The sequence below is a fragment of the Nocardia lijiangensis NBRC 108240 genome, from assembly GCF_001613045.1.
GTDB lineage: Bacteria > Actinomycetota > Actinomycetes > Mycobacteriales > Mycobacteriaceae > Nocardia > Nocardia lijiangensis.
Map to the genome: position 1 here is coordinate 73,836 of NZ_BDBP01000027.1, position 25,993 is coordinate 99,828.

Consider the following 25,993-nt stretch of genomic DNA (forward strand, 5'->3'; position numbering starts at 1 on the left):
CTCACCTGCTAGCGAATTGGAACGGTTTGTTCGATGAAATGGGTCTTGATGTCCCGGTGACCCCCGCAACGTCTCGTCACCATTGCGAAAACATCTGGAACGCAGTCTATTTGACGATAGCGCCGGTAGCGTGGCGTCAGGGTGAACACATTGGGTCCGCTACCAGACTGCCTGGCTGGAGACGGCCGTACGTCCCGTCGGGGGCTGCGCTCGGTCTCTCAGCTCGTTCATTCCGCGCCATCTTGATCTCATGATCCGCAGAAAGGACTGCGCCTGGTGCCCGAGAAGGTCGTCAAGGAGAAGGTACTGGTCTACGTCGTTCGCGACGGCAAGCTGCTGGTGTTCCGGCACACCGACTACTCGTGGGAGGAAGTCGGGATCCAGGTGCCCGCCGGCAGCGTTCGCGCCGGGGAAACGCCCGAGGATGCGGCGCTGCGCGAAGCGCGGGAGGAGACCGGGTTGTCGGACTTCAAGGTCGTACGCAAGCTCGGAGAAGCCGAGTACGACATCAGCCCCTATCGGTTCGAGATCCAGCAACGGCACTTCTTCGAGCTGGAGTTGTGCCAGGACGCGCCGGACCGGTGGGCAAGCCAGGAAGACCACGACGGCGAGGCGGCGCCGACACGGTTCGAATGCTTCTGGATTCCGCTCGAAGCCGCCCACGTCCTGCAATCGGGACAGGGCGCTCTGCTCGGTCGCCTCGCCGACTGAGCCAGACCAAGCCACCGATTCCAGTTGGGAGTGAGCCCTGTGAACGGGGACAACCAGCACAGCCGCGGCATCACGTTCACCGCTGCAACGGTTCGCTCCCACCTCGCGCTCATCGGTGGCGCCGACCACCCGCAGTGAACGCCATTCTGCGCAACGCCGGTGCGAGGCGCGCGGTTGGTACCGTGGTTGCACCACTGATTCGGCTCGCGTGCAAAGGATTCCGTGATGCGTGCAGGTAGCGTAGTCTCCGTGACCGAGCTCGCGGTGTGGGTGTCGGCGCGCGTCCCCGGTGAGCGCCGCTATGTCTTGGGCATCGCCGGTCCACCGGCGGCGGGCAAGTCGACGCTGTCGCAGAATCTGGCTGCGTTCATTACCACCGCATGCGGGATTGGAGCGGAGATCGCTCCGATGGACGGGTTTCACAGGACTTCGGCCGAGTTGGACGCTGTCGGCGCACGGCACCGCAAGGGTGAGCCCGACACCTTCGATGTGGCCGGGTTCGTCAACCGGCTGAAGTTGCTGCGCGAATCACCGCTCGGCGCGCGTGTGGGCTGGCCGATCTATGACCGCGAACTGCATGATCCGGTCCCGGACGCAATCACTTTCACTGATGAGCGGATTGCGGTGGTTGAGGGGAACTACCTGCTGCTCGACGATCCTGGATGGGCAGAGGTCCGCAGCCATCTGGATGAGGTGTGGTACCTCGATGCCGAGGAAGGTGTGATCGAGCAGCGGCTGACCGATCGGCATCTGCTCGGGGGCAAGACCATCGAGCAGGCGCAGTCCAAGATCGCTGACAGCGATATGCCCAACGCCCGGTTGATTGCGCACACTCGCGACCGCGCCGGTGTCGTTCTGCGCGCAACGTCCGGGAGCTACCTCATCTGCGAAGTTCGCTGACGCTCTCGGCCCAGTGGCGGGTGCCGAAAGATTGGCACGACAGCGTGGCAATCTCGGAGCCGCGTGTGAGGGCACCGACGAAGTCACGGCTGTGGCCGTAGTCGTCGCAGAACGCGCCGTGGAGGATATCGCCGGCGCCGAGGGTATCGGCGCGGGTGACCGGGGTGACGTCGATGGCGCCGTGTCGGCCGTCCGCGGTGTACAGAATCGGTTCCGGTCCGCGTGTCACGGCCGCATGCTTCGGCCCGGCCGCTCGCAGGTGATCCAGCAGCGCTGCACTGTCACCGTCGAAGCCGGGCGGTGCGAAGGCGGACGAGCAGATCGCGACATCGACAAGCGGTAGGAGCTGGTCATGGACCGGCTTCCATCGGCCTGCATCAAGGACGACCGGCACCCCGATCCTGGTGGCATAACGTGCGACGCCGATCGCGAGATCGGGATGGTGGCCGTCGACGAGCACCACAGACGCCTGGTCGACGTACTGTGTGAACTCGGTAGCGAATGGGGCGTGGATCCGGGCGGCGTCGAGCCCGACGACGGTGCGGGACTGCGCTTCCAGCGCGACCACGATGGAGGACACCGGCGGTCGGTCGACGGTGTCGGGTGTTGCGTCGACGACGGTGACGCGGTGGCTGGTCAAGTCATTACGTACGAGGTCGGCGAGCTGGTGACGGCCAAGGGCGGTGATCAGCGTCGGCTCCTGGCCGGAGACGATCGCGTAGGCGACAGCAGCGTTGGCGGCTGGTCCACCGGCGCCCAGGAACTGGTCTTGGGCTTGGGTTTTGGTGTCCTCGCCGGGATAGTGGTCGACGGCGTAGGCGATGTCGAGGGTGGCCAGACCTACGAACAGTGCTGCGGTCACCGGATGTCTCTCCTTCGTGTCAATTGATCAGCAGGTGTTCGAGGTAGGCGGTCTGGTCGGAGTAGGTGCGCACGCTGATGACGGCCACGAACTCTCGGCCGATCACACCGGCCAGGCCAACGATCGTGGCGCTGGTCCCAAGTTGTCCGCGATCTCCCGGATAAGTGCAGTCTCGACCGCTTCACCCGGTTCGACGTGCCCGCCGGGTAGATAGATCCACTTTCTGCCGCGCTCTCGTGCCGGTGGAGCCGGGGCGGTCGATCTCGGCGCAGCCTTCGGCCAGCAGAGCGGCGGAAGGGCACACTATCGAAGAATTTGGTGTTGTACCGAAGCGTGAGCCTGTTCCAGGACGATCGTATCCCGTCCCCAGGCCATGTCACGGTGATGCCCTGCGGCCGTCCGAAAGCCTACCTAAAGCTGATGTTCAGAATCTGACCTATCGTCTACCCGGGTGATCTGTCGTACGGCAGGTCAGCGGGTCGAGTACCGACCGTACAATCGGGCCTCACGGTGTTCCGGACAGGCTAATTGTCTACTTCTTGTCTGGCGTCTGCTGTTGAGCTGTGATCAGCTGGCTCTGTTGGTGGATAAGGTCACCGCGGGTCCGCAGGGTCTCCTCGTGCTCCGGGCCGAGCAGTCGGTTGCGCGTGTCGAGCAGTTGCTGGAAGTCGGCGGCGGCGCCTTCGTGGTCTCCGGCGGATGCCCGGGTATCGGCCAGCATGTCCAGTGTTCGCAATGTGTCCGGGTTGTCGGGTCCGAGCACACGTGCTCGCCCGTCGTACACCTGCTGGTAATCGGCGATGGCTGCGGTGTAATCACCGATCATGGCGCGGGAGGTGGCCAGGTTGGAAAGCATGATCAGCGTTTCCTCGTGATCGGTACCGAGACTGCGTACTCGGGCGGCGTGTAGTTGCTCGTAGCTGGCGGCCGCGCCGGCGAAATCGCGGCAGTCGAACTGGAATTCGGCCAGGCGGCGCAGGCTGGTCAGGGTGTCACGATGGTCAGCCCCCAGTACGCGAGTCTGGTCGGCGATCAGCTGCTCGTAGTCCGAGACGATGCTCACCCTGTCCACGGTACGATCGGAAAGGCGATTTGCTCAGAGCTTTTCGGCGTGGAATGTCGAGGTTCCTGGCGTACTGCGGGCTGCCCGGCGCTTTCCCACCCGCCAGGCGTTGCTGGAAGCGTTCTTCCTACAAACGGATCGAGGCCCTAGTTCTGAGCGCCCGCGACCGCGACCCGGCCGGTATGGGGGTGATCGACAACCTCCAGCCGCCGCGCCCGAAGTCAGGCCGGTCGAGGTGTCCTCGCCGCGGTCGGTGTGTTCGGACGAGATCGAGGAGCACGTCGGAGTTGATAGCCTGCCTGAACCGGCTATTCCGACTTCGCTCGCACGACAGTAGGTGGACAACATGCCCGCGGATGGCCCCACGATCTTGGCAACTTCGATGGGATTCAACCGGGCTCGCGCCCCCTGGCAGCCTTCCCCGATCTTCCAGTACGCCTTCGAACTGGCGAGGGTGGCGTCGCGGCCCCGCTTGTGCTTCCTTTCCACGGGTACTGGTGACCGACCGACGAGCATCGAAGCGTTCCATGCCGCCTTCGCAACCAGCGGTGTCGCCACCAGCCACGTCAGCTTGTTCGACAAACCGAACATCTCTGACCTATCCGAGCACCTCAACAACCAGGATGTCGTCTGGATCGACCGGGGGAGCGTGGTCAATCTGCTCGCGGTGTGGCGCGCGCACGGCCTCGACCGGATTCTGCGGGACTGCTGGGAGCGCGGTGTTGTCCTGGGCGGTGAATCAGCAGGTTCGTTGTGCTGGTTCCAGGCCGGAACTACCGACTCCTACGGCGAGGTTCAACCGTTCGATAACGGCCTGGGATTCCTCCCGTTCGCCAATGCAGTGCACCACCGCGATCGCCGCGAGCAGTTCCACGAGTACCTCGCCTCTGGGCCCGTTTCGATCGGGTACGCTACCGATGCTGGTGCCGGACTGCATTTCTCGGGCACCGAACTCGTGGCTGCGGTCAGTGATCGGAAAGGTGCTGGCGCGTACAAGGTCTCACGCGGGCTGGACGGCGAGATCGTGGAAGATGCCCTGGTGGTCGATCAGCTCAGACGTTAGTCCTGGCGGCCGGATTACAGCTCCGACATCGTTGCGGCCGTGCCATTGCCAACGGCCCGCTGCCTCAACCAGAAGCCCTCACCACAGCGGATCGCTGGATCCTGTCGCGGCTCGACACCGTCATGGCCGACTCCGATGCCCTCTTCGAGGACTACCAGTTCGCCACGATCGCCGACCTGCTGTACCACTTCGCGTGGGACGAGGTGTTCGACGGGTATCTCGAACTGTCCAAGGCGACCTACGCCGGGGACGCCGCGGCGGACTCGGCACGTCGTGTCCTCGGCCACGTCCTTGACACGCTGTTGCGACTGCACTCCAGCAACGAGGTCACGTTCTCCCCGGTCGCCAACGCCGGAGCGGCGAACACCTCCAACTCGCCCAGCGCCGGACGACTGCTGCACCCCATCGTGCCGTTCGTGACCGAGAAGCTGTGGACCACACTCACCGGCCGGGAGTCCCTCGTCATCGCAACCTGACCCACCAGCGGCGGCTACCACGATCCGGCGGCCGAAACCGAAATCACCGGACTGCAGAACCTCGTTACCGAGGTTCGACGTTTCCGCTCCGACCAAGGTCTGCCCACAACCAAGTCCGTCCCAGCCGAACTCGAACTGTCCACCGCCCTCGGAAAACATGAGGCCGCAATCCGGCACCTGCTGCGGCTGGAACCAGCTACCCAAACTTTCACGGCCACCGCGACATTGCCTCTGGGTGAAGGTCGGGTGAGCCTGGACCTGACGCAAGCGATCGACGTCGACGCCGAACGGCGACGGTTGGAAAAGGACCTCGCGGCGGCGCAAAAGGAGCTCGACGGCGCAACAAAGAAGCTGGGCAACGACCAGTTCCTGGCCAAAGCACCCGCAAACGTCATCGACGGCATCCGTACTCGAGAGCGCAGCGCCCACCGCGACATCGAAAGGATCCAACACCAGCTCGACGCTCTGCCAATGTCATAGACCGACAAGGCGTCTCGCTATAGCCCGCGAAGCCGGATCGCTGCGGGCCGTGCCCGCAGCGATCCCGGGGTCGGCGAAAGCTTCGCCCCGCGGTTCGACATCCACATAGCGCGCACCCTCTAAGCGCCACATCTCTTCGGTCATCCACCGCCCGGCAATCTTCAGGTTGGAAGCCAGTACTGGCAGATTCCGTCGCTGGTGATCGCGTCGAGTTCACCGCCGCAGGCGGTGATGACGCGGCGGGAGGCGAGATTCTCAGCACGGCAGGTCATCCGGGCGCGGCTGATGCCGAGATCCTTTGCCAGGGGCAGTGTCTGGCGCAGGATCTCGGTGGCGACTCCTTGTCTGCGTCGGTCGGGGACGACGACGTAGCCGATATGGCCGCCCCAGTGCAGCAACTGCTCGGTGAGCTCGTGACGGATATCGCTGCTGCCGATGATCTGCCCCGACGTGTCCTCGGCCATCAGGAACGTGCTGGCCACCGCACCGGGATCGAGGTCGATGCCGCGGCGAGCCCTGTCGAGCCGATCCAGGTAGGCAGCCCAGGGGCCGTCGTAGTCCTTGGCGAAGGTGAAGCAGTCGGCGTGCAGGCGCTGGCGGACCGACAGAAACTGCTCCTCGTCGCCCGGCCCGAGCACCCGCAGCCGGAAACCCGCCGGGCTGCTGGTGCCGGAGATCAGTGGCAGCGACATCTCGATCTCGGTGGTGCCGGGGTCGTCTAGTGCTTGCCTGCGTCGACCGGTCTCGGTGAACCCGAGACGGGTGTACAGCACACGAGCAGGTTGATTGCCCTCAACGACCCACAGGTGCAGCTGACGATGCGTGCCTGCGCGCGCCCAGTCGACGACGGCGCCGACGAGTGCATCCGAGACACCGGTGCCGCGGGCGCTGGGATGGACCCACAGCGACACCAGAGAGGGCTGCCCGTTGTCGAGGAGCCCGCCGGCCGAACCGATTAGCGCATCGTTTGCCTCGGCGACGAACAGCACCTGCCGGTCCATCCAGCCCCGCCACTGCCCCTCGCTCCACGCCGAGGCGACCTCGAACCCCGAACCGAAGACACCGACCCGGGCTTCCCGCAACGCTTCCAACCGCACAGCCCGCACGAGCTGCCAATCATCGGCAGCCGCCCTGTATACCCTCATCGCCTGAGCCTGGCCAGCGCCGCTCAGCAGCGCAACGCATTATCGCCTGGCCCTCCAACGGCGCCGCCACCATTCGCTCGCACCTACTTCACCTGCCAACACCACGAGCTGGACCTGCCGGCTGCAGCGCTACCGCACGAACACGGTGAGACAATTCGGGATCACCTCACCGAGGTGCTCCACGAAAGGGCCTTGATGCACCGATCGGCGACCAACTCATGAGCCACGCCGGGCCGCTCCATCCGCGCGACCCAGACGCCTGGCAGCAGTACCTCGCCGAAGGCAATGCACGCCAGCCCCGTAAGCGAGTCGGCGCCGACGCCCTCACCCTCGATCATGACCACTCCATCCTGCTCGTCGATCCCGCCTACAAACCCGACTGGGACCTTCCCGGTGGAATGGCCGAAGCAAACGAACCACCCAACACCGCAGTCCGCCATGAACACCTTGAGGAACTCCACCTCCCCTGCCGGGTCAGCGCTGGGCCGCAGGAACCGCTCCTGCGGCCTGGGCTACCACCTCGGTCAGCGCCACCGCGGCGTCCGGACGACCAAGCTTGCGCGCCCGCGCCGCAATCGTCTCCCGCCGAACGGGATCAGCCAGCAGCGGCTCTACCGCAGCGCGCACTGCCTCCGTTGTGATCCCCTCGCTCACCGCGACCGCTGCACCCGCCTCCGACAGCAGCCTGGCCGCCTTGGCCTGCTCGCCCCCGGCCGAGGACGCCAACGGCAACAGCACCGCAGCCCGGCCGACCGCGGTCAGCTCGGCGAGGGTTCCCGCGCCGCTGCGGCTGATCACCACATCGGCCAACGCCAGTACATCGGCCACCAGATCACCCGAGACGAACCCGCACAGGTGATAGCGGGCGGCCAGCTCGGCGGGCAGGCCAGCAGCGGCCACCGCTAGTGCCTCTACGTTGGAGGGCCCGGCCTGATGAATCATGTTGGCGCGAGCCAACAGCCACCGCAGCAACTCGGCGACCACGCTGTTGATCTCCTGCGAGCCTTGGGCGCCGCCGGTGACATAGACCGTCGGCAAACCCGGATCGAACCCAGTCCCGAGCTGTGTTCGCGCCCGTGCGGGGTCCCCGCCGAGAATCGACGCGCGCACCGGGTTTCCGGTGACGATCGCGCGAGCGCGTAGACGCGGGCTCAGGAGCGTGATGCTGGCTTCGGCGGTTAACGCGATCCTGGCCGCGCCCTTGGCCAATACTCGGTTCGCCAGCCCAAGACCGACCGTCTGTTCGTGCACGACCAGCGAGACGCGCAGTAGCCGTGCCGCCAGGCCCACCGGCAGCGCTACGAACCCACCGGTGGCCAGCACCACATCGGGTTTGAACCCAGCCACCGCCCGCACAGCCTGCACCGCACCCACCGGGACACGACCGAGATCGGTGAGGTTCGCGCGATTGAGAATGGCCAGCGGATTACGGTCACGGCGAAGCTTGCCCACCTGCACCGAAGCAAACTCAATACCTTCAGCTTCGGCGGTTCGCTGCTCGAGCGACCCAGCCTGACCAATCCACAACAACTCGACAGGACCGGCCAGCTCACGCAGCTGGCGTGCCACTGCCAGCGCAGGAAACACATGACCACCGGTTCCGCCGCCGGTGAGCACGACCCGAAGCTCGTCAGTCACGCCCGTGATCGTAGGGGCATCGCCATGTCATTGGACGCGACGGGCTGAGATCGAACCACATCAATCCGATGAGCGCCCCGTCCGGCGTCGAACGCCGCCTGAGCGGGGGCGTTGGCCGCTGGGGCCAGCGCAGGATATGTGGCATGACAGTGCGCTCACGGTCGATGCTTGACGGTAATGCGCCAGACCATGTAGAGCGACAGAACAGTGGTGACAGCAACCAGAGTCCAGATCGACGAAAGTAGGCTGAAGGATCGCGCGAATCGGTACCACGAGATTGGACTTCAGGAACTCCGGTTCTGGAAACGGTTGAGTTCCTGGATATTTGCCGCCTAGGATCGTCTCGTGCAAACGTTGGCGGAATTGCTCGTCGCTGCGCGCTCATCGGCGGGCCTGACAATCTCAGAGCTTGCGCAGCACCTGGGAGTTAGCCAACAGACTGTTGGACGTTGGGAACGGGGTGTTAATCGACCGAAACGTGACTCCCTGATCGCGGCGGCCACAATACTTGACGCGAGCGTCGACGAGTTGCTCGTCGCTGCCGGATACCGTGCAGTCAGCGACTCCGGCAACTCGGACGGGCTGCCTGTCCGCCCACTGACGGCATCGCTACCGTTCAACCGGCTCACGCCGGAGAAGTTCGAGATGGCCTGTATCTCCCTACAGGATCACCGACACCCCGGTGGACACACCGCGCGATACGGAGCCTCTGGTGAGACCCAGGACGGAATCGATTTGCTCACCACAATTGATGGCCTCCGATACGCGACCGGACAGTGCAAACGCCACAAGCAGTTCGGTCCAGCAGATGTCAGGGATGCGGTGGCGGCGGTAGTTGAACCAGGCAGGATCAACTACCTGTTTCTGTCGCGGGAAGTAGCAACCGCCGATGCCCGCGCCGAGATGGAAAGCCACCCGAACTGGTTGTTGTGGGATGGCGAGACGATGTCCCGCTATGTACGCGAGAAGATGTCCTCCGATGAGTCGATCCGATTCGTCGACACTTACTTTCCGAATCACCGAGAGCCCTTCCTCGGCGTTGCGCTCCCTGGCCCATGGCAAACGATTGCTGAGTTCTACGCCGGAACCTCCGGAGACCAAGCGTTTACCCATGACTGGCAGCTCGTCGGACGCGACACCGAATTGTCGACGTTGGAACACGCGATCCGCGAGGGCGACTTCCCTGTGTCGCTGTTGTTCGGCCGCGGTGGAATCGGCAAGACCCGACTCCTCCGGTCAATCGCCCAGATATTTGACTCCGACGGGTGGTTCGTTCGGATGCTGGGCAAAGACGCCCTGCTCGATGATCGCGCGTACGAGACGATCCCGCGCGCCGACGCTGTGCTGGTTCTCGTCGACGATGCTCATGAACGCCCGAATTGCGGCGACATCGTCGCGAAGCTCACCGCTCGGAACAGCAGAGTCAAGATCCTGATTGCCTCTCGGCCCTATGGGAAGGCGGAACTGGATCGGCACTTGAGACATGCCGGTTTGCTCCAGTCGGATCTAGTCGACGTTTCGCTGGGCGACCTTGTCGACACCGCATCGTACGAGCTGGCCACTGCAGCCCTGGGGCCAGAGCTGCAGACCCATGCGGATCGACTCGCAGCTTTGACTCGAGATTGTCCTCTGGTGACCACGGTGGGTGGGTATCTCATCCGTTCCGGCAAGCTCCACCCCGCTAGCCTCGAACAGGACGACCGTATCCGCGAGACAATACTTCTCGCTTTCAGGGACGCCGTTCTCGCACCTTCTGCACACGGTGACCGCGAGACACGCAGGGCTGTCCTGGATGCTGTCGCGTCACTCCAGCCATTCCGCAGTGGCGATCCCGCGTTCCGCAAGACCATCGCGACGCTGGTCGGGGTTCCCTACAGCCGAGTCAGCCATCACCTGCGAAGTCTTGAGGACTCCGGTCTCCTCCTGCGGCGACGCGAGTCGATCCGCATCGTTCCCGACCTGCTTGGCGACGTGATTTTGGCCGACGTCTGCTTCGACCGCCAGTCAGAAGTGGACTCTGGCTACCTGTCGGAGGTACTCGCCGCGGCGGAGAGCGACGACGCGCGCGTACACCTGTTCCTCAATGTGTCACGGGTGGACTGGCAAGTCGACCACCGTATGGCCGATGCCGTGACTCGGTGCTGGGACGTGGTCAGAGAAGGCCTGCAGCACGGTGATATCGCCACCTACCTGCGCACGGTCAAGACGGTGAATCGGGTGGCTGCGTTCCAGTCAACCCACGCGCTGGCACTGGTTCGGTGGATACTCGACCATCCCGTCGTAGACGAATCCACAGACGAAGCAAGAGTATTCACACCGACATGGCAGCACGTGCTCGACGAAATCGCGACCACAGCACATCTGGCCTCGTACACCCCCGAAGCCCTCCGCGACGCCTGCGAATTGCTGTGGAACCAAGCTCAGGCCGCCGCACAGAACTCGACGGAGACGCGTTCCAACAACCCACTGCGGATTCTGCAAGAGATCTCCGCATTTGCACCGAAGAAGCCGATCCTCGTCAACGAGGCGATGATCGTCCTCGCTGAATCCTGGGCGACACAAAGCCCGCCCTTGTCTCCGCTCACACCGATCGAGCCGCTGGTCGCTACTGAAGGCAGTTCACACCAGTACCGCGACTACACGCTGACCTTGACCGGGTTCGCGCTCAACCGCGACGTGGTGCGCCCCGTGCGGCGCCGCGCCATCGCGCTGGCCCTGCAAGAAATCCAGCGCGACGATCACCGCCGCGCGATCGCTGCGACGACGTTCATAGAGTTGGCTTTGCGTTACCCGACTGGTGATGTCAGCCGACAAGTCGACGCTTCCGAGCGAGAAGGATGGGAACCAGATTTCCTGGACACCATTTCGGAACTGAACGAAGTCCTTTGTTCAACCGTGCTCGATCCGGTGGTGTACCTGGGCATTCGCGACGCGTTGTCGTGGCACGCCAACTACGGCACCGGGCCGGTTCATACCGCGGCAGTGGCTGCGATCGTAGCTCTGCCCGATACTCTCGCCGATCAGGTCGCGCTTTGGATGCACGACAGTTGGGGACGGCTGATCCGACGAGCCGGCATCGGCTTCGAGGAAAACCAACGCATAGTCGCAGACCAAGTCGCGCGCGTATCGGCACGTGTCATCGAAGAGCTGGACGATGAGGCGATCACCCGACTGCTTGAAGGACGCGCACAACGACAGCAAGCGGCCTTCGGCAGGCCGGTAGTGTCTCGCAACAGACTGCTCGAAGTTCTCGTGATGGGAAGACCCACGCTGGCAACAGCTATCGTTGATCGGGTACTGAGCCATCCTGGCTCTGTATTGAGTGTTTTCGTCGTGGCCATCGTCGACTTGGTAGGGCGAACATGCCCCACCGACTTGATGGCCACCACTCAACGACTCCTCGACAGTACCGATCCCACGATCCGCAACAACGCCGCTGTCGGCCTGGCGAGAAGGGCTCGCGTCAACGAGCCAATCCACCATGGCGAACTCGACCTGCTGTTCGACTTCGCCGTAGACCACGATGTTGCGGTTCGTCTCGCTGTTGTCGAAGCAGCGGTCAGGCTCGCCGACACACACCACGACGACGCCACCGCTCTGCTGGTTCGCATCCCGTTCTCAGATTCGCCAGCCATCGCTCAGGACATACTCATGTACCTTGAGGCAGGCCATGCCCTCACCTGGGCTTCGCTGTCTCGTGCACAGCAGTCGACGATATGGGAAGGAATCCGCAGCCTTTCTAAGCTCGATGACCATGCTGTACTCGCGTTCCTTCGGCAGCGCTCCTCGGAGGACCCGGCGACAGTAATCGGGCTACTTCGGCAGCGAATCGAGGAGTCGGAGTCAACTCATCCAGAGGCGTCACGGCGGCCCGTTCCAATCTCCTGGACTGAACCACTGGCGGTCCGCGAGCACCCGCACTTCCGAGAACACCTGCATGAAATACTCATATGGATCAGCCAGGGAAGTTCCTGGCAACGCGAGCGCATGGGTGGTGCGCTATTCGCAACTGCCGCAGCGACTTACGATCAGCCAGTGCTGTCGTTGCTCCAAGAGCTCCTGTCGATGGGTAGCGACGCCTACGCCCGATCGGTCGCCGTGGCGATTCGACACGCACCCAGGGATCTGATCTTGCGGGAGGTCAGCTTCGTGACGGAAGTCTTGACGACAGCCAACCAGTTCGGGCAAGAGCGGCTTGAACTGATACAGCAGGCCTTAGCCTCGTCAGCGTTGACAGGGTCTCGACAGGGGGTGGCAGGAGAGCCATTCCCCGAGGACATCCAGCTTCGCGATGAATGTGCCGCGATCGCCGACCGCTTCCAGGCCATATCACCGGTGACGGCGGCGTTCTATCATGCATTAAGTGAGCGTGGCGCACAGGCGGTAGAGCGCGATAGACATCGCTACCAACAAGTAGACAACCGCGCGTGGTAACCACAATTTCCCGATGTCACCACCCCGCCGAGATGGTAGTGGAGCTGCCCGACGCGGCGCGTGCCCCGCAGTAGATCGACCAGCGCAGTTTGTCCCGGGCTGACACCGGAAGCCCCTGGACGAACTGCTCTTGCTCGACACACCGGTCGGCCCAGCGGCCACGGAAAACATCCGGCTCTTCGCCGGACTGATCACCCTCGCTTTGTGGAACACCGGTATCAACGCCGATAGCGTCGCTCGTCGCACCACGGGGGCGCGTTGTCGGCGTCGATGAGCACCGCCACCTCGCCACGCTCGTACAGCGGAGAACTGATCTGGGTGCTGAATCCTTTCGGGGAACCGGATCGCTCAGTAGCCGCTTACCCATGGTGACGAGTAGGCGTCCGGCGACTCTTTGCAAACGGCCGCGGTGAGTCGATGCTCGATGGTCCCCGGGCGCCATTGCCGCACAATACCGTCCGCATCTGGGCGCGACCGGTGTCTTCCAGCGGTGCGGTTGGGGGCGGTTCGACGAGGTCATACGCACCCGTCCATCGAAGCGTCCGACGCCTCGGGCCGGGCCATGGTTGTTGCTGCGGCGGCTTTGTCGAGTGCGTCGTCGCGGTGGGGGAACAGTCGTCGGATGCCGCCGCGTGGGTTGGGGAGGTCGTCGTGCCAGCGGGGGATGATGTGGATGTGGATGTGGATGTGGATGTGGATGTGGGCGATGCTGCGTCCGGCGGCGTCGCCGTCATTGATTCCGATGGTGGTAGCCGTCAGGCTGGAACTGGTCGTGGAGGAGTTGGCGCGCGGATCGCGCGACGGCGCGCAGGTCGTGCATCTCCGGGCTGGTGAGGTCGAAGAACGACGGAATATGGCGGAAGGGGGCGAGTTCGAGGTGGCCCGGTTGTGCGGGGAAGTTGTCCCAGCGGGCATACCACCGGCGGCTGCGGGTGATGACGGTGTTCAGGTTTGGATCGTCGGGGCGGCAGAAGATGCACGAAACGGGCAGGATCAGATCGCTGCTGCGGGGAAGCTTCGATGACAACGTCGGGCATGGTCGAGGTCTCCTTTCATGGCACTTGTATCAGGAGTGCTTGTGGCAGAACGGTTTTCGGCGTGGTGCCATCGCGGGGCTAGGTGTTCGTGTGGGATTTCGGCGTGGTTGGGCTGGTGCTGGTCTATCGGGGCGAGTCGGGCCACAGCCAGGGCGGCAGGGTGTGCCGGAGTACCGCGTCATCGTCGGCGAGCTCGCCGTTCGGACCGCGGTAGCGGGGATGGTCGACCATCAGTGCACGGCCTCCTCGTGCGAGCAACCTCGTCAGCCGTCGCAGCGCTGGTCTGTTCGTCATTCGGTCGCTGGGCTTATCGGGTGGGGATGCGTGCGAGCGCGCCGCAAGCCGGTAGGGGTGTCGCCTGGCCGATCTCGGTGGCCGGGGGCCTCCACTGGTTGATCGCTACGAGGCCGGGGTCGACGAACTCCAATCCGTCGAACAATGCGCGGATCTGCTGGCGGGAACGTGGTGTGTAGGGCACTGCGCCGGATCGGTTGTAGTGCTCGCACATTCGCACGTAGTCGGGGTGGTCGTCGGTGCCGTCCCACAGGCCCAGGTAGCTGCCCGCGGGCAGGGCAGCCGTGGTGGTGTGCACGATCTTCGCGGCGTCGGAGTAGCTGCGTGCGTAACCGAGGACTCCCATGAACAGCACCGCGACGGGTTGGGAGAAGTCCAGGACGTTGGCTGCGTCGGCGAGCATCTGTTCGGTGTCGTGGTAGTCGGCGTCGAGGATGCTGACGACTCCTTCGGGGGGGGGTGTCCCTATGGTTTTCGTCAAGGACGTCGGCCGGGTTCTGCGCGGCGGGGTTCGAGAATTCAGAGGCTCGGTGGGTTCAGGGCCTGATGATGATGTAGTGCCCCGCAGTCTCTTGGAACTCGACGGCGGCCGCGATGGCGGCATCGTCGAGGGCGGCGCTGTTGTCGGGGACGACGATGAGCTTGTCGTCATCGTCGTGGAGCCGGTGGATGATCGCGACGCAGGTCCCGCGTGCTGAGGTCATCGGTTCGGCAGGGCCCAGGTAGTAGGCGTCGAGTTCCTCGCCGTCGGGCGCGAGTGTGCCGGGGACGTAGCCGTAGTTGGCCAGGTAGAGGAATCCGCAGGTGGGGTGGTGGCTTCCATAGGGTCGGTCGATGGTGAGATCCACTGTTCGGCCGAGGAATTGCCGCGCCAGTCTCAGCGATCCGGATTCCTCGATCGGGTCTGGGCCGGTCATGATCGCAGACTATCGGGCGGCCGGAGCGTCATGCGGCTGCCTGCGGAGCCCGGTAACGCTGTTTGGTTTTGAGCATGGCGAACAGGACGTCGCAGCGTCGCCGAGCCAGGCAGATGAGGGCAGCGTTGTGTTTCTTGCCCTCGGCTCTCTTGCGGTCGTAGTAGGCGCGGCTGGCTGGATCGTGCAGCGCGGCGAACGCGGACAGAAACAGCGCCCGTTTGAGTTTGTGGTTGCCGGATCGGGCGGGGTGTTCACCGCGGATGGAGCTGCCGGAGCGGTGGGTGATCGGGGCGATGCCCGCATAGGAGGCGAGGTGGCCGGCGGTGGCGAAGGTGGTGCCGTCGCCGACTTCGAGCAGGATGCGGGTGCCGGTCCTGACACCGATGCCGGGCATCGAGGTCAGGACCTCGGCAAGAGGGTGATCGGAGAACATCTTCTCGATATCGGCGGCAATCTGCTGACGTTGCAGCAGAACAGATTTCAACGAGTCCGCCAGTTTCGGGAGCACGGTTTCCGCGGCTTTCGTTCCGGGAACGGTGACGGTTTGCGCGGGCAGCGCGGCCAGAATCTCATCGACCAGTCGCGCGCCCATGCGTGGGGCGTGTTTGGCGGCGATGGCGGTGAGTTTGCGTCGGCCGGAGGCCCGGATCCCTTCGGGACCGCCGCAGCGCGAGAGGATTTCGAGCACCGCTGGGTGCGCGATGCGGGGGCCGAGCACGCGTTCGAGAGCGGGGTGGATGCCGGTGAGCAGGCCGCGGATCCGATTGCTGGTGCGGGTCGCTTCACTGGCGAGGTCGTCGTCGAACCCGGCCAGGACACCGAGTTCGGTCAGGGTGTCGTCACCGATGTCGACGCGGCGCAGCGTGTGGGGCATGGTGCGGGCCGCGTCGGCGATGATGTGGGCGTCGCGGGCGTCGGTCTTGGCCTGACCTGGGTAGAGATCGGCGATGCGGCGCATCGCCAATCCGGGCAGGTAGGCCACGTCATGTCCGCAGGCGCGGGCCACGGTCACCGGTAACGCGCCGATCGTGTTCGGCTGGTCGACCACGATCAGCAGTGGCCCGTGGGCGGCGAGCTTGTCGAATACCGCCCGCAGCCGGGACTCGTCGTTCGGCAGTGCCTTGTCGAACACGCGCTTGCCGTTCGGGTCGAGCCCGACCGCGTGGTGTTCGCCTTTTCCCACGTCAACGCCGCAGAACACGGCATAAGGTTGTGTCACCTTGCTCGGTCCTCATCGCATCGAAACGCTCAGCGGACGGCCGCCGGATCTGGCGTCAACGCCCGGCACCCACGTTACGAAGAGACCTACCAGCGGCCCTGTCCCCATCAGCGGTCCGTCGACGCCACCAGGACCCGGCGACACCACCCCCCGGATCATTGAAAAGACAGGGGCAAGAAGTCATACCGGGCCTGGCGACCGTGGGCCCGGTTCCGGGCCCACGAAAAAGGTAACGGGGGGGGAGCGTGGATCGCGCAAGCCGATAGCCCCAGCCGTGACCACAAGAGCGCTCGTCACCGCCAGCCATGCGAGAGGCGCCAGCACAACCACTCGGCTACCCGCGTCGTGCAGCTCGCCCGCGTCGGCGACCTCACGAGTCGGCATCGCCCCGAACGCCCACCCGGACGCCAAAACGAGCGCCGCGCAGGCGCTCCCGATGGTCCACCATCGTATGACGCTCGCCCTGAGCGTCCGCCGCCCGAACGCGGCGCGCGCACGAGGAAATCCGTCGAAGGTGCGGTGGCGGCGACCCGCGCCCGCTTACTGATTCGGTAGATGTGACGAGACGAGAGGCGAGCAAAGGAGGATGATCGACGTGCAAGCGCGGATTGGGAGGGGCGTGTCATATGGCCGACTGGGGGTGGGTCAATGACCTGGGGGCGACGCCCGGAGCCGTTGGAGGAATTGTCGGCGGCATTGCCGCGCTGGTAGTTGCTTTCATCACCGGGTGGTTCAGTGCTCGAACGCATCACAAGCTCCCCCATGAGCGGCTGCAAATACTCGTCGAGATTGCAAAGGAGATCCCCGATGACGTGGACCGTGACCAGGTTCTGAGGCGGCAGATGAGTGAAGAGTTGGCTGCTCTAGGGCGCTATAGCCCTCCTGAGCATGTGTCTCTCTGGCTTGTTTGGATCGGCAATGTAGTGATCGCGTTGCTAATCCTGCTTGCGTTCAATTCGGTAGTTTCCTGGTGGTTCCCCGTTGCGGGACTAGTGGTGGGGGCGGGTCTTCTCCTCTACTACGCCATGGCGGACCGATAACCGCAGTCGGACCGGTGTTGCACCTGGTCAATCTCCCCACTGATGTACAGCGAGACTCGAAACCGCTGCTGACGACCCGACCTCGGAAGTCGATCAGGGCGGTTTTTTCATGCCCTAGACGGGCCGCGGGGGCCTCGTCGTACGGCAGGAAGGCGGCCTCGTCATGACCGAGCCGAGCACCCTCACCCATCTCGAAGTCGAGCACGCCCGGATCATCCACGGCGAAGCCCTGGCGGCCATGCGCGGGCTCGCAGCGCGCCAGTTCGACGCGCTGATCACCGACCCGCCCTATTGCAGCGGCGGCACCACCACGACCGAGCGAACCAGCCGAACCGCGCCGCAGAAGTACGTCAGCACCGATTCCGCCTCGGGCCACGCCATGCCCGACTTCGACGGCGATCAGCGCGACCAGCGCAGCTACACGCTGTGGTGCACGCTGTGGCTCGGCGAAGTCCTCCGCTTGGTGCGCTCCGGTGGCCAGGCGCTTGTCTTCACGGACTGGCGACAACTGCCCGCCCTCAGCGATGCCCTGCAGGCCGCAGGTGGCGCTGGCGTGGAGTCACCGTGTGGGCGAAGACGAACGCGCGCCCACAGCCTGGATTCGGGAACGAATGCGAGTACGTGCTGTGGGCATCGCACGGCGTGATTGACCGCGACCACCAACCCCCATGCCTGCCGGGCGTATACCGCGTCGGGTCGCCCAAAGGTAAAGACCGCCAGCACATCACCGCCAAGCCGGTCGACCTGATGCGGCACCTGGTGCGGGGACCGTGCGCGATGATCTTCGAGTGGGTGACGTTGTCGGGGTTGTAGCGGCCGCCGCCGAATTCGCGCATTCACCGACTCTGGATGGCCACGGGTCGAGACACACTCCCGCCGCTATCCCAGCGAGGTCGGCCAGAATCTACACATAGTCCGTGCCAGCAAGATAGATTGAGGTGAGCGTGTATCACGTACTCACGCCTTGAGCAGCGGAATGCGCCCTCACCAAAGCGACGACCCCCTAACCCGATCGTGACCCGTCCGATCTGATCTTCCCGATGAGGGGCGCCGAGTACGCCCGTCCGTGGTCTTGTGTCATCGCCGCGAACCCACTCCGCCCATCACAGATTCCTCAAGCATTGCGATTGCATCATCTATCAGTTCCTTTGCGTGCACCGCCGAAATCACATTGTAGACATGAGACAGATTGCACTGGAGAACACCGTGGCTGATGTTGGTCGTTAGTAACAGCGTTACGTGTACAGACGGAGCGCCGACAAACTGGGCCCCGTCCAACGTCCAGTCACCGATCGCATCGGGAAAAGTAAACTCCTTCATGCTGGACACACAGATGCTGCCCGGGCCATTCCGAATAACATGGGAGACTGCACGCTCACTGTCCTTTAACGATTGCGGGCAGGTGCGATTCATTACGAATAGTCGATTCAGGTGCTCACCGGCACGGCGTCGGATCTTCACCTCACGATTGATCTGCCGGGCCGCATCCCACATGCTTCGCTGGTCGCCCACACGCACCATCGCCGAGACAGACGCGGCGTAGCACCCGACGACTGAGGGCGCGATAGCGGGCACCATGTCTGCGCGGCAATTTACGGGAGAGCTGATATTTAGCCAGATCTTCGCAGCAGGCGACAGCACCCTCCCGGTCGCGACCGCAAGAGCCCCGGCAAGCGCGCTGTGAACGGTGACTCCTTCTTCTCGGCAACGCACGTACAGCAGCTCCAGGGGCTCGGATCGAATCTGCCGTGAAATAAAGCCCGTCTCACGAACGGAGATCTCTTCCGGCCTGTCTATCACCATGCGTGACGGTGGGCGAAATCGCGAAATTGCTTGATTTACCGTCTTGAACAGACGTTCTCGCGCAGATCCCCATAGACCGAGATGTGTTCGCGGCAGCCAATTATCGCTCCCGGATTTCCGATCGAGATCACGGCTTGGAGACGGGGTAGGCCTATCTCCGATTTGAAACTGGTGTGTGAGTTCCACCAAACGACGGAGCAGCATGAACGCCGTTGTCCCGTCAGCGATGATGTGTGAAACCGTCAGGATGATATCGTGCCATTGTTCGCCCTTTGCGGAACCTTCGGAACTCATATGCACCATTCTGAGAAGGGGGCCTGACTTCCAGTCGATGAACTCACGCAACTCCACGTCATTGACTTCACGTTCCCATGCTGTGGAGTCGTGGCTAGCAACGATCACCTTGCGAACCGGGATAGATCTTCCGGGTATCTCAAGAAACCTTGGATTCGTTCCGTCTGATTCTGCAGCTATCGCCGTACGGAGGAGCCAGTTTTCCTGTTGCAGGTGATCGAGCGCCGCCCGCAGAGCGCCCTCATGGATATCTCCGGTGACTCTGATCCTCGGAATGACATTGTGCGGAAAGATCTGATTAATTATCCAGCACCATCGCTCCATTGCCGTCAGATCTCGCTGTATCTGCACACCAGCTGACACCGCGTCAACAGGTGTCACGTCATTCACTCCATCTCCAGCATTCCGCATGTCAACCAACGGAAACGCCAAGTTGCCGCCTGAAAATATTGTGGGGATCCCATTTTCGCTTGACTGACTGCAGACGAGTGTAATTGTCTTTGTGGTAGAGGGTGTTCCATTGCACTCCGGACTTGTTGACTGCCGGATTAGCCAAATCGGTGTCAGGCCAATTCATGTAGCATCCGTCCGTTCGGTCGTTCGGTGCCGGAACGCCCCCGGATTCCGCGAACAACTCCCTATAGAATTCGTTCATCCAGTCGATCCGTGCCGAATCTTCTACTTGGTTGGCCCAGTACATCCCGCCGCCGAACAGCATGCTGGAGTCCCTTTGTGCAATGGCCGTGTCGGTGGCTTGAACACCATTCAACGCGCCTCCCCAAGTCAGCAGGATGGTGGTCACCCCGGAGAACTTATATCGTTCTCCGAGCAGGTAGTCGTACAGTACGTTAGATTGGTGGGGTGTTAGTGAATCTTTGAAATACGCGCCACCGCTGGTCTTCGACCGAAGTTGCGATGCCGGGATGTTGTATGAATCCCCGATATCCCGCTGATTGACCGTCGTGTACTGCCAAGGAATCTTGTCCTCGGTTCGCACACTACCGGCTGGAAGATTCGCTGTGATTGATGAATTGAAATCGGCGAGCAGGTCGGAGCTAGATGGATTGGTGGGATCGAGCTGTGCGATGAGCATGACCCGACCCAGGTCTCGACCGAAGACAACCAGTGATCCCCACAGTGGTCCAGTTTTCGTAGTGGCGGCACTATTCTTCTTGGACCATTTGGAGAAATTTTCGACGAGGAGAGCCAGGTTCTCTCGCGTAAGAGTCTCCGACTTCCATGCAGTTGTTACTCGAGTAAAGGCAGTGGGCCGCTTCGGTAGTAGTGCGGACGGGGGCCCCACCGCATCACGCGTCCGTAGCAGATACCGTGTTGCGACACCAAAATTGCCGCCTCCGGCTCCGGTGTGTGCCCACCATAGGTCTCGATTTGGATCGTTGGGCTCGCGTGTTGCAAACACTGTGCGCGCTTTTCGATCGGAGCCCACTGCGACAACTTCAACTCCGTACAGGTGATCTGCGACTAAGCCGTGCAAGCGGGACAGCGGACCGAAACCGCCACCGGCCAGGTGGCCACCGATCCCGACTGACGGACAACCGCCGCCAGGAACGGTTACGCCCCATCCGAGGTCCAGTTTCTTGTACAGTGCGCCGAGGGTGGTTCCGGTGCCGACGGAAAAGGCATTGTGGTGCGGATCGAAGTAGACATCATCCATCTGACTGACGTCGATCACGGTCTGCACATCGGCTGCGTCTGCGGCGCCATCGAGGCCGTGTCCGCCTGAACGGATCGCCAACCTCTTATTTTCGGATACGGCGTCGCTGACTGCCTTCATTACCTGGGCGGTGTTGTATGCGATGACCACACTGTCGGGTTTTCCAATGATCCGACGATTGTAGCCACGCAGTAACATATCTTGGTACCGGGGATCTGTCGGTGTAATGGAAACATAGTGTTGCGGTGGGGCCGGTTCAGGAGTCGTATCGCCCTTCGAGCACCCGGTCGCAGAAGCGAGTGCCCCGCCGGCCATGGTTGCGCCAGTCGCAAACAAGATGCCTCGACGCGAAATATTTCTCATTGAAATCTCTTCGTTCCCGGATGTGGCCAGTAATGGGGCGTTGACCAGCGACCCTAGCAATACAAATAACTACTCACAATTATCGAGGAGGGCCCTCGCTGCTCGCTACGGAATGAGAATGGACTTACCTTTGGCGGCTCTGTTCTCGATTGCGGAATGAACAGCAGCGGCTTCCCAAAGCGGGGCGGAGAGTCCCTTGAGTGGGTGCAGGCTTCCGTTGAGATGATGCTGGAAAGCCTTGTCTCGGAGGCCGAGCCCGTAGGCCGGATCTACGTGCCGGCGCGGTCCGAAGGACGTTACCGTGAATCCCTTCATGTAGATATCCAGCGGAGAGAACTCGGGAAGCTCCCCGCTGGCGGTGCCGTAGAGAACCATCTTTCCAGTGCCGATCGCAAGTAGGTCGAGAGCTTTTCGGCTCGTATCGCCTCCGACAGCTTCGAAGACGACATCGACCTTTCCGTACTCCTTGCGAATCTGCTCGTGCCAGCTTTCCTCGGAGTAGTTCACAACGGTGTCGGCTCCAAGTTGCTTCGCCGCTGCAAGCTTGTCTTCGGTGCTCGCCGCCGCGACGACCTTGGCTCCGGCATTTTTCGCGAGCTGGACGATAACACTGCCGACACCACCCCCAGCGGCCTCGACGAGAACGATTTCACTGCCCGAAAGATTCGCAGACTCCACGATTCCCACCGCGGTGGCACCCTGACCATGAAGGGCGAGAGCGGTATGTTCGTCTATACCGTCTGGGAGCGGGTACACGGCCGCCGCAGGCACGACGGCGAGTTCTGCGTACCCGCCGGCAGTGGGCAACCCCGAGACAACACGGCGGCCGACGAGGGAAGGATCGGCGTTCGCTCCGACTTCTACGACTGTGCCCGCCACTTCGAAACCCGGCCCGAATGGCAACGGAGGGCTCGGGAACCACGCATGCTTTTTCATCACGCCCGAACGCATTTGAATATCGGCGTAGCTTACGCCTGCTGCTGCGACTTTGATAAGGACACTGTCAGCGGTCAGTTGAGGATCAGGAACTTCCTCCAGAGAAAGGACGTCCGGCGTGCCAAAGGCATGGAATCGGATCGCTCGCATTGCTGGTGTTTCTCCCCTGTGGTCGATCGAATAATATTATCCGCCAAGATACCTGGCGGCGACGCCAACGCACGAGATGGCAGGATGTTGGTGCCGAACCACACTGTACTCATAGACCGTGGGCACGCAACTCTACCGAGAGCAGTTGTGAAGCAGAACTGTAGCGGTCAAGTGGACGGGTTGAACGTTGAAGCGGCCCCGACGAATGGACAGCATTCGGCTGGCTACCCAGAGGGTCTGGCCCCTTCTGAATGCTCGGAAACAGCGCGCTCTTGGTTGTTTGTAGCAGCGGCATACTTTCCGCAAATATCGGAATCCGCGGATGAGCTGCGGATGGGCCAGGATGGGCATCCTGAACGGTCTGTTCCTCTTGACGCTGGCGGAGTTGGCGCATAGCCTGGCGAAGCGGACGGCGCGAGATGTCATGCACTGCAGCGAGTTTCGAGATTCGTGGCTTAGCTCCTCGCAGATAGTTTGCGTGGGGTTTGCTGAGTATGGTTGAAGGGGGCATGCTGATGTCGGTGGCACTGAAACATATCTTCATATTCGCCAAGGACACGTGGGAAGCGGCGCGATTCTTCGGGACGTTGTTGGGTCTACCGGATCCGCAGGTGCGCGGCGAGGTCCTGTCAATCGAGCTGGATCGCGCATATACGGTATATTTGGCCCGAGTGAGATGGGGCTTGTCCGTTCTTCCGCAGCACTATGCGTTCGAAGTGTCCAATGACAACTTCGACTCTATGTATGATCGGATCCAGGATCAAGGCTTGACACACTGGGGAGGCCGGCACCGGGAGAATCTGCAGTCGTTTGGTTCTGATGCGACCGGTAGGCAGGTGTTCCTATTCGACTCGAATGGTCATATCGTGGAAGTCTTCGCAGCCGCGGAACAGGATCTTGACACGGTTTCGTATTCGGCGAGAGCTTTCCATTGAGTCGTGATTGGGATCCGGTGTTCGCAAGATGGGTGCCGAAGTTGCGGCCGGGTCCACCTGGTTGCCCGGTCTTGGTGCGCTATCCACATGCGGGAGGGTCGGCGAGTGCGTACGCCAGTCTAGCGCGTGAACTCGCTCCGGGCTTCGAAGTCGTGGCTGTGCAGTATCCAGGGCGGCAGGACCGTCACCGCGAGCAATTGGTCGATGATGTCGGGATTTTGGCCCGCGCTGTGGTCGGGGCTCTGGAACCGGTGCTGCACCGGCCGATTGCTTTATTTGGTCACAGCACGGGCGCATTACTACTGTTCGAGACAGCGCTAATACTCGGCGCAGAAAGGCAAGAAAGTCGTCGGTCATCTGTTTATCTCGCAGAGCCCCGACAATCCAGAAACAGGAGGGTGTCCACGCCCTGAGCACGCAATGCTGGTCGAGGAATTGCGGCGCGCGGGTGGCACGCCAGCGGCTTGGTTGCGTGGTCCTGAGTTGCTTTCGATGGAGCTGCCCGTGGTCGCCAACGATTATCACGCTGTGGAGAAGTACGACTATGTCCCGTACGGCTTGGTCGTAGTGGACGCTACGATCCCGATAGGGGATATCGACCCCTATACCACCGTCTCCGAAGCGGGTATGTCGGAACACGCGCAGGAGGAGAAGCCAAGCTCCATCTCTTCGTGGGTGATATTTTCTATCTCGAATCCAACAAGGCCCAGGTTGCTCAAGTGATCTCCGATGAAATGCGCGCAGTGGCGCAACGTCTTTCAACGTAGCCCCGGGGTCTTCTTCGGACAGGCGACTCGCCGATCCGCCAGTTAAGGAAGTCGTATGCCCAGTTCCGCCGATTGGTGTCGTGGTAGTGAAAATGCCGGTTTTACGGAGGGTGTCGCCGTAGTCGGACTGTCATGCAGATTCCCAGGGGTGGAGAACCCCGGCGAGTTCTGGAGAATGCTGGTCGAAAGCAGAGGCACCGCCGGGCTCCGGCATTCCCTGGAATCCATAGATGCCTTCGACGCCGAGTTCTTCGGCATGACTGCGGCGGAGGCTGTCGCCGCCGATCCGCAGCAGCGACTCGTTCTGGAGCTCGGGTGGGAGGTGCTAGAGGACGGCGGAATCCGGCCCGAGGATCTCCACGCTTCCCGGGTGGGCGTATTCGTGGGATCGATGTGGGATGACTATGGCGAGCTGACCAAGCGGCAGGGTATCGGCGGTATCGGTCCCGAAACCGCCGCCGGTGTGCAGCGGGGAATGATCGCCAACCGGCTCTCGCACTTCCTGTCGGTGCACGGGCCGAGCGTGACGATCGATACCGGTCAGTCCTCCTCGCTCGCGGCCACCCACATGGCGTATCGGAGTATTCGCAGTGGTGAAACGGATATTGCCATAGCGGTCGGCATCAACCTGGCCTTTGAAACGTCCAACTCCGACATCCTCGCTGAATGGGGAGCTCTGTCACCCGATGGCTGCTGCTACACCTTCGATGCGCGCGCCAATGGATTCGTTCGAGGCGAGGGTGGCGGTGCCGTTCTGTTGAAATCACTTCCGCGCGCGCTCGCGGACGGTGACCACATCTATTGTGTCATCAGTGGGAGCGGGATGGGCCATGGTAGTGCGGATCGAATTACCACGCCCAGTGTTCAATCGCAGGCGAAGCTGCTGCGGGAAACATACGAAGAATCAGGGATTGATCCCGCATCAGTCCAATACCTGGAACTCCACGGCCCGGGAACGCGGGTCGGGGACCCGATCGAAGCCGAAGCAGCCGGTGCCGTGCTCGGTGCCGTGTCGAACCGCACCGAAGAATTGATTGTCGGAAGCGTAAAGACGAATATCGGACACCTCGAAGGTGCCGCCGGTATCGCGGGTTTGATCAAAGCTGTTCTCTGCATGGAAAATCGGTGGATACCGGCAACTCTGAACTATTCCACGCCGAACCCCGATATTCCGCTCACCGACTTGCGGATGCGGGTTCAGGAGGAACCGAGCGAGTGGCCGAACCCGGCACGGCCGCTGGTCGCAGGCGTGAGCTCATTCGGGATGGGTGGTTCGAATTGTCATATCATCCTGTCGGAGCTGCCGTCCGGTGAGCGACTCCGCCTGGAATCGGATGAGCCCGCCGACCACAACGTATCGGCGGATCGATCGCACGAACTTCCGGTGTGGGTAGTGTCGGCGAAATCGGCTGCCGCACTGCGTGATCAAGCAGACCGGCTACTCGATCATATGCGAAATTGTCCCGAATTCCGACCGTCGAAGGTGGGACGGGCGTTGCTGGAGTCGCGTGCGTTGTTCGATCACCGTGCGGTAATCGTCGGCCGGGACCGGGAGGCGTTGCTGACTGGGCTGGAGCGGGTGGCCGCTGGGCAGGCCGCCGGTGTGCTGCGTGGGGAGGCGGCTGGGTTCGGTGTTGCTGTCGGTGCCGTCGGTGGTGTGGGTTCCGGTGTGGGTCTGGTCTTTTCGGGTCAGGGTTCGCAGCGGGTGGGTATGGGTTTGGGCCTGTGCGTGTTCCCGCCGTTTGCCGCGACACTGGATCGGGTTTGTGCCGTCTTGGATCCATTGGTGGG

Annotated in this window: 23 protein-coding genes and 2 pseudogenes; 13 read left to right on the forward strand and 12 right to left on the reverse strand. The window is 62.6% G+C overall.

Annotated elements, in window-relative coordinates; genetic code table 11:
- Positions 1 to 276 precede the first annotated feature (276 nt).
- Positions 277 to 711 carry an NUDIX hydrolase gene (locus NL1_RS10885; protein WP_067837354.1) on the forward strand — a complete coding sequence of 145 codons (435 nt, stop codon included), beginning with the start codon at positions 277 to 279 and terminating at the stop codon, positions 709 to 711.
- Positions 712 to 936: 225 nt separating this feature from the next.
- Complete coding sequence (locus NL1_RS10890; RefSeq protein ID WP_067837356.1) at positions 937 to 1,611, forward strand: nucleoside/nucleotide kinase family protein; 675 nt, start codon at positions 937 to 939, stop codon at positions 1,609 to 1,611.
- Here NL1_RS10890 and NL1_RS10895 read toward each other — a convergent pair.
- From NL1_RS10895 to NL1_RS10900, 3 genes and pseudogenes are all read right to left on the reverse strand, one after another.
- Positions 1,592 to 2,473 carry a PfkB family carbohydrate kinase gene (locus tag NL1_RS10895; RefSeq protein WP_067837359.1) on the reverse strand — a complete coding sequence of 294 codons (882 nt, stop codon included), beginning with the start codon at positions 2,471 to 2,473 and terminating at the stop codon, positions 1,592 to 1,594. The two genes, NL1_RS10890 and NL1_RS10895, sit on opposite strands and share 20 nt — an antisense overlap.
- Positions 2,474 to 2,575: 102 nt before the next feature.
- A pseudogene (locus NL1_RS40165) lies at positions 2,576 to 2,692 on the reverse strand (NUDIX domain-containing protein); the annotation flags it as partial.
- 313 nt (positions 2,693 to 3,005) lie between these two features.
- A complete protein-coding gene (locus tag NL1_RS10900) occupies positions 3,006 to 3,536 on the reverse strand; it encodes a tetratricopeptide repeat protein (protein WP_067837363.1) in 531 nt (176 codons plus the stop codon).
- Between the two features lie 346 nt (positions 3,537 to 3,882).
- Here NL1_RS10900 and NL1_RS10905 point away from each other — a divergent pair, with 346 nt between their 5' ends.
- The 3 genes from NL1_RS10905 to NL1_RS38985 all read left to right on the forward strand — a co-directional run bounded on the left by NL1_RS10905 (position 3,883) and on the right by NL1_RS38985 (position 5,555).
- Complete coding sequence (locus NL1_RS10905; protein WP_067837426.1) at positions 3,883 to 4,599, forward strand: peptidase E; 717 nt, start codon at positions 3,883 to 3,885, stop codon at positions 4,597 to 4,599.
- A gap of 101 nt (positions 4,600 to 4,700) precedes the next feature.
- Positions 4,701 to 5,075, forward strand: a complete 375-nt coding sequence (locus tag NL1_RS38980) for a class I tRNA ligase family protein (protein WP_281180812.1) — start codon at positions 4,701 to 4,703, stop codon at positions 5,073 to 5,075.
- A gap of 246 nt (positions 5,076 to 5,321) precedes the next feature.
- Positions 5,322 to 5,555, forward strand: a complete 234-nt coding sequence (locus NL1_RS38985) for a hypothetical protein (protein WP_067837369.1) — start codon at positions 5,322 to 5,324, stop codon at positions 5,553 to 5,555.
- Positions 5,556 to 5,716: 161 nt separating this feature from the next.
- On the opposite strand, the gene NL1_RS36375 is transcribed toward NL1_RS38985, so the two are convergent.
- A complete protein-coding gene (locus NL1_RS36375) occupies positions 5,717 to 6,700 on the reverse strand; it encodes a GNAT family N-acetyltransferase (protein ID WP_084510476.1) in 984 nt (327 codons plus the stop codon).
- A gap of 218 nt (positions 6,701 to 6,918) precedes the next feature.
- Between NL1_RS36375 and NL1_RS40170 the strand changes: the two are divergent.
- Positions 6,919 to 7,110 (forward strand): annotated as a pseudogene (locus NL1_RS40170) (hypothetical protein); the annotation flags it as partial.
- 64 nt (positions 7,111 to 7,174) lie between these two features.
- Here the strand turns inward: NL1_RS40170 and NL1_RS10930 are convergent.
- The gene (locus tag NL1_RS10930; protein ID WP_245673183.1) at positions 7,175 to 8,317 is read right to left on the reverse strand and encodes a UDP-N-acetylglucosamine--N-acetylmuramyl-(pentapeptide) pyrophosphoryl-undecaprenol N-acetylglucosamine transferase; all 1,143 of its coding nucleotides are present in this window, start codon (positions 8,315 to 8,317) and stop codon (positions 7,175 to 7,177) included.
- Between the two features lie 366 nt (positions 8,318 to 8,683).
- Here NL1_RS10930 and NL1_RS10935 point away from each other — a divergent pair, with 366 nt between their 5' ends.
- Positions 8,684 to 12,772: a helix-turn-helix domain-containing protein gene (locus NL1_RS10935; RefSeq protein ID WP_084510477.1), complete on the forward strand. Its 4,089-nt coding sequence runs from the start codon at positions 8,684 to 8,686 to the stop codon at positions 12,770 to 12,772.
- A gap of 730 nt (positions 12,773 to 13,502) precedes the next feature.
- On the opposite strand, the gene NL1_RS10940 is transcribed toward NL1_RS10935, so the two are convergent.
- From NL1_RS10940 to NL1_RS10955, 4 genes are all read right to left on the reverse strand, one after another.
- On the reverse strand, positions 13,503 to 13,799 hold the full coding sequence (locus tag NL1_RS10940; RefSeq protein WP_067837380.1) for an HIT family protein: 297 nt from the start codon (positions 13,797 to 13,799) through the stop codon (positions 13,503 to 13,505).
- 317 nt (positions 13,800 to 14,116) lie between these two features.
- Positions 14,117 to 14,584 carry an SAM-dependent methyltransferase gene (locus tag NL1_RS10945; protein WP_067837383.1) on the reverse strand — a complete coding sequence of 156 codons (468 nt, stop codon included), beginning with the start codon at positions 14,582 to 14,584 and terminating at the stop codon, positions 14,117 to 14,119.
- Positions 14,585 to 14,639: 55 nt separating this feature from the next.
- Positions 14,640 to 15,020: an inorganic diphosphatase gene (locus NL1_RS10950; RefSeq protein ID WP_067837386.1), complete on the reverse strand. Its 381-nt coding sequence runs from the start codon at positions 15,018 to 15,020 to the stop codon at positions 14,640 to 14,642.
- A 28-nt stretch (positions 15,021 to 15,048) separates the two neighbouring features.
- Complete coding sequence (locus NL1_RS10955; RefSeq protein ID WP_067837389.1) at positions 15,049 to 16,239, reverse strand: IS110 family RNA-guided transposase; 1,191 nt, start codon at positions 16,237 to 16,239, stop codon at positions 15,049 to 15,051.
- A 626-nt stretch (positions 16,240 to 16,865) separates the two neighbouring features.
- Between NL1_RS10955 and NL1_RS10960 the strand changes: the two genes are divergently transcribed.
- Together NL1_RS10960 and NL1_RS10965 are read left to right on the forward strand one after the other, a co-directional pair.
- Positions 16,866 to 17,279, forward strand: a complete 414-nt coding sequence (locus NL1_RS10960) for a hypothetical protein (RefSeq protein ID WP_067837391.1) — start codon at positions 16,866 to 16,868, stop codon at positions 17,277 to 17,279.
- 163 nt (positions 17,280 to 17,442) lie between these two features.
- Positions 17,443 to 17,925 (forward strand): class I SAM-dependent methyltransferase, encoded by a 483-nt coding sequence (locus NL1_RS10965; protein ID WP_067837394.1) that lies wholly within the window; start codon positions 17,443 to 17,445, stop codon positions 17,923 to 17,925.
- A 431-nt stretch (positions 17,926 to 18,356) separates the two neighbouring features.
- On the opposite strand, the gene NL1_RS37465 is transcribed toward NL1_RS10965, so the two are convergent.
- From NL1_RS37465 to NL1_RS10975, 3 genes are all read right to left on the reverse strand, one after another.
- Entirely contained in the window at positions 18,357 to 19,766 is a 1,410-nt protein-coding gene (locus NL1_RS37465; RefSeq protein WP_156094796.1) for a phthiocerol/phthiodiolone dimycocerosyl transferase family protein, read from the reverse strand.
- A 22-nt stretch (positions 19,767 to 19,788) separates the two neighbouring features.
- A complete protein-coding gene (locus tag NL1_RS36385) occupies positions 19,789 to 21,414 on the reverse strand; it encodes an FAD-binding oxidoreductase (protein ID WP_084510479.1) in 1,626 nt (541 codons plus the stop codon).
- 105 nt (positions 21,415 to 21,519) lie between these two features.
- Positions 21,520 to 22,500, reverse strand: a complete 981-nt coding sequence (locus NL1_RS10975; protein WP_067837398.1) for a quinone oxidoreductase family protein — start codon at positions 22,498 to 22,500, stop codon at positions 21,520 to 21,522.
- A 521-nt stretch (positions 22,501 to 23,021) separates the two neighbouring features.
- On the opposite strand from NL1_RS10975, the gene NL1_RS10985 reads away from it, so the two are divergent.
- From NL1_RS10985 to NL1_RS10995, 4 genes are all read left to right on the forward strand, one after another.
- Positions 23,022 to 23,435, forward strand: a complete 414-nt coding sequence (locus NL1_RS10985) for a VOC family protein (RefSeq protein WP_218024389.1) — start codon at positions 23,022 to 23,024, stop codon at positions 23,433 to 23,435.
- A gap of 74 nt (positions 23,436 to 23,509) precedes the next feature.
- Positions 23,510 to 23,848: a thioesterase II family protein gene (locus tag NL1_RS40175; protein WP_373862547.1), complete on the forward strand. Its 339-nt coding sequence runs from the start codon at positions 23,510 to 23,512 to the stop codon at positions 23,846 to 23,848.
- 7 nt (positions 23,849 to 23,855) lie between these two features.
- A complete protein-coding gene (locus tag NL1_RS10990) occupies positions 23,856 to 24,158 on the forward strand; it encodes a hypothetical protein (RefSeq protein WP_156094798.1) in 303 nt (100 codons plus the stop codon).
- Positions 24,159 to 24,350: 192 nt separating this feature from the next.
- On the forward strand, positions 24,351 to 25,993 hold a 1,643-nt coding region (locus NL1_RS10995; RefSeq protein ID WP_281180811.1), incomplete at its 3' end, for a beta-ketoacyl synthase N-terminal-like domain-containing protein.

Coding starts and splice junctions, on each gene's coding strand:
- NL1_RS10965 (WP_067837394.1), top strand. CDS start 17,443: ATGACCGAGCCGAGCACCCTCACCCATCTCGAAGTCGAGCACGCCCGG.
- NL1_RS36385 (WP_084510479.1), bottom strand. CDS start 21,414: ATGAGAAATATTTCGCGTCGAGGCATCTTGTTTGCGACTGGCGCAACC.
- NL1_RS10950 (WP_067837386.1), bottom strand. CDS start 15,020: ATGACCGGCCCAGACCCGATCGAGGAATCCGGATCGCTGAGACTGGCG.
- NL1_RS10990 (WP_156094798.1), top strand. CDS start 23,856: ATGCTGGTCGAGGAATTGCGGCGCGCGGGTGGCACGCCAGCGGCTTGG.
- NL1_RS10960 (WP_067837391.1), top strand. CDS start 16,866: ATGGCCGACTGGGGGTGGGTCAATGACCTGGGGGCGACGCCCGGAGCC.
- NL1_RS10905 (WP_067837426.1), top strand. CDS start 3,883: ATGCCCGCGGATGGCCCCACGATCTTGGCAACTTCGATGGGATTCAAC.
- NL1_RS10890 (WP_067837356.1), top strand. CDS start 937: ATGCGTGCAGGTAGCGTAGTCTCCGTGACCGAGCTCGCGGTGTGGGTG.
- NL1_RS36375 (WP_084510476.1), bottom strand. CDS start 6,700: ATGAGGGTATACAGGGCGGCTGCCGATGATTGGCAGCTCGTGCGGGCT.
- NL1_RS10975 (WP_067837398.1), bottom strand. CDS start 22,500: ATGCGAGCGATCCGATTCCATGCCTTTGGCACGCCGGACGTCCTTTCT.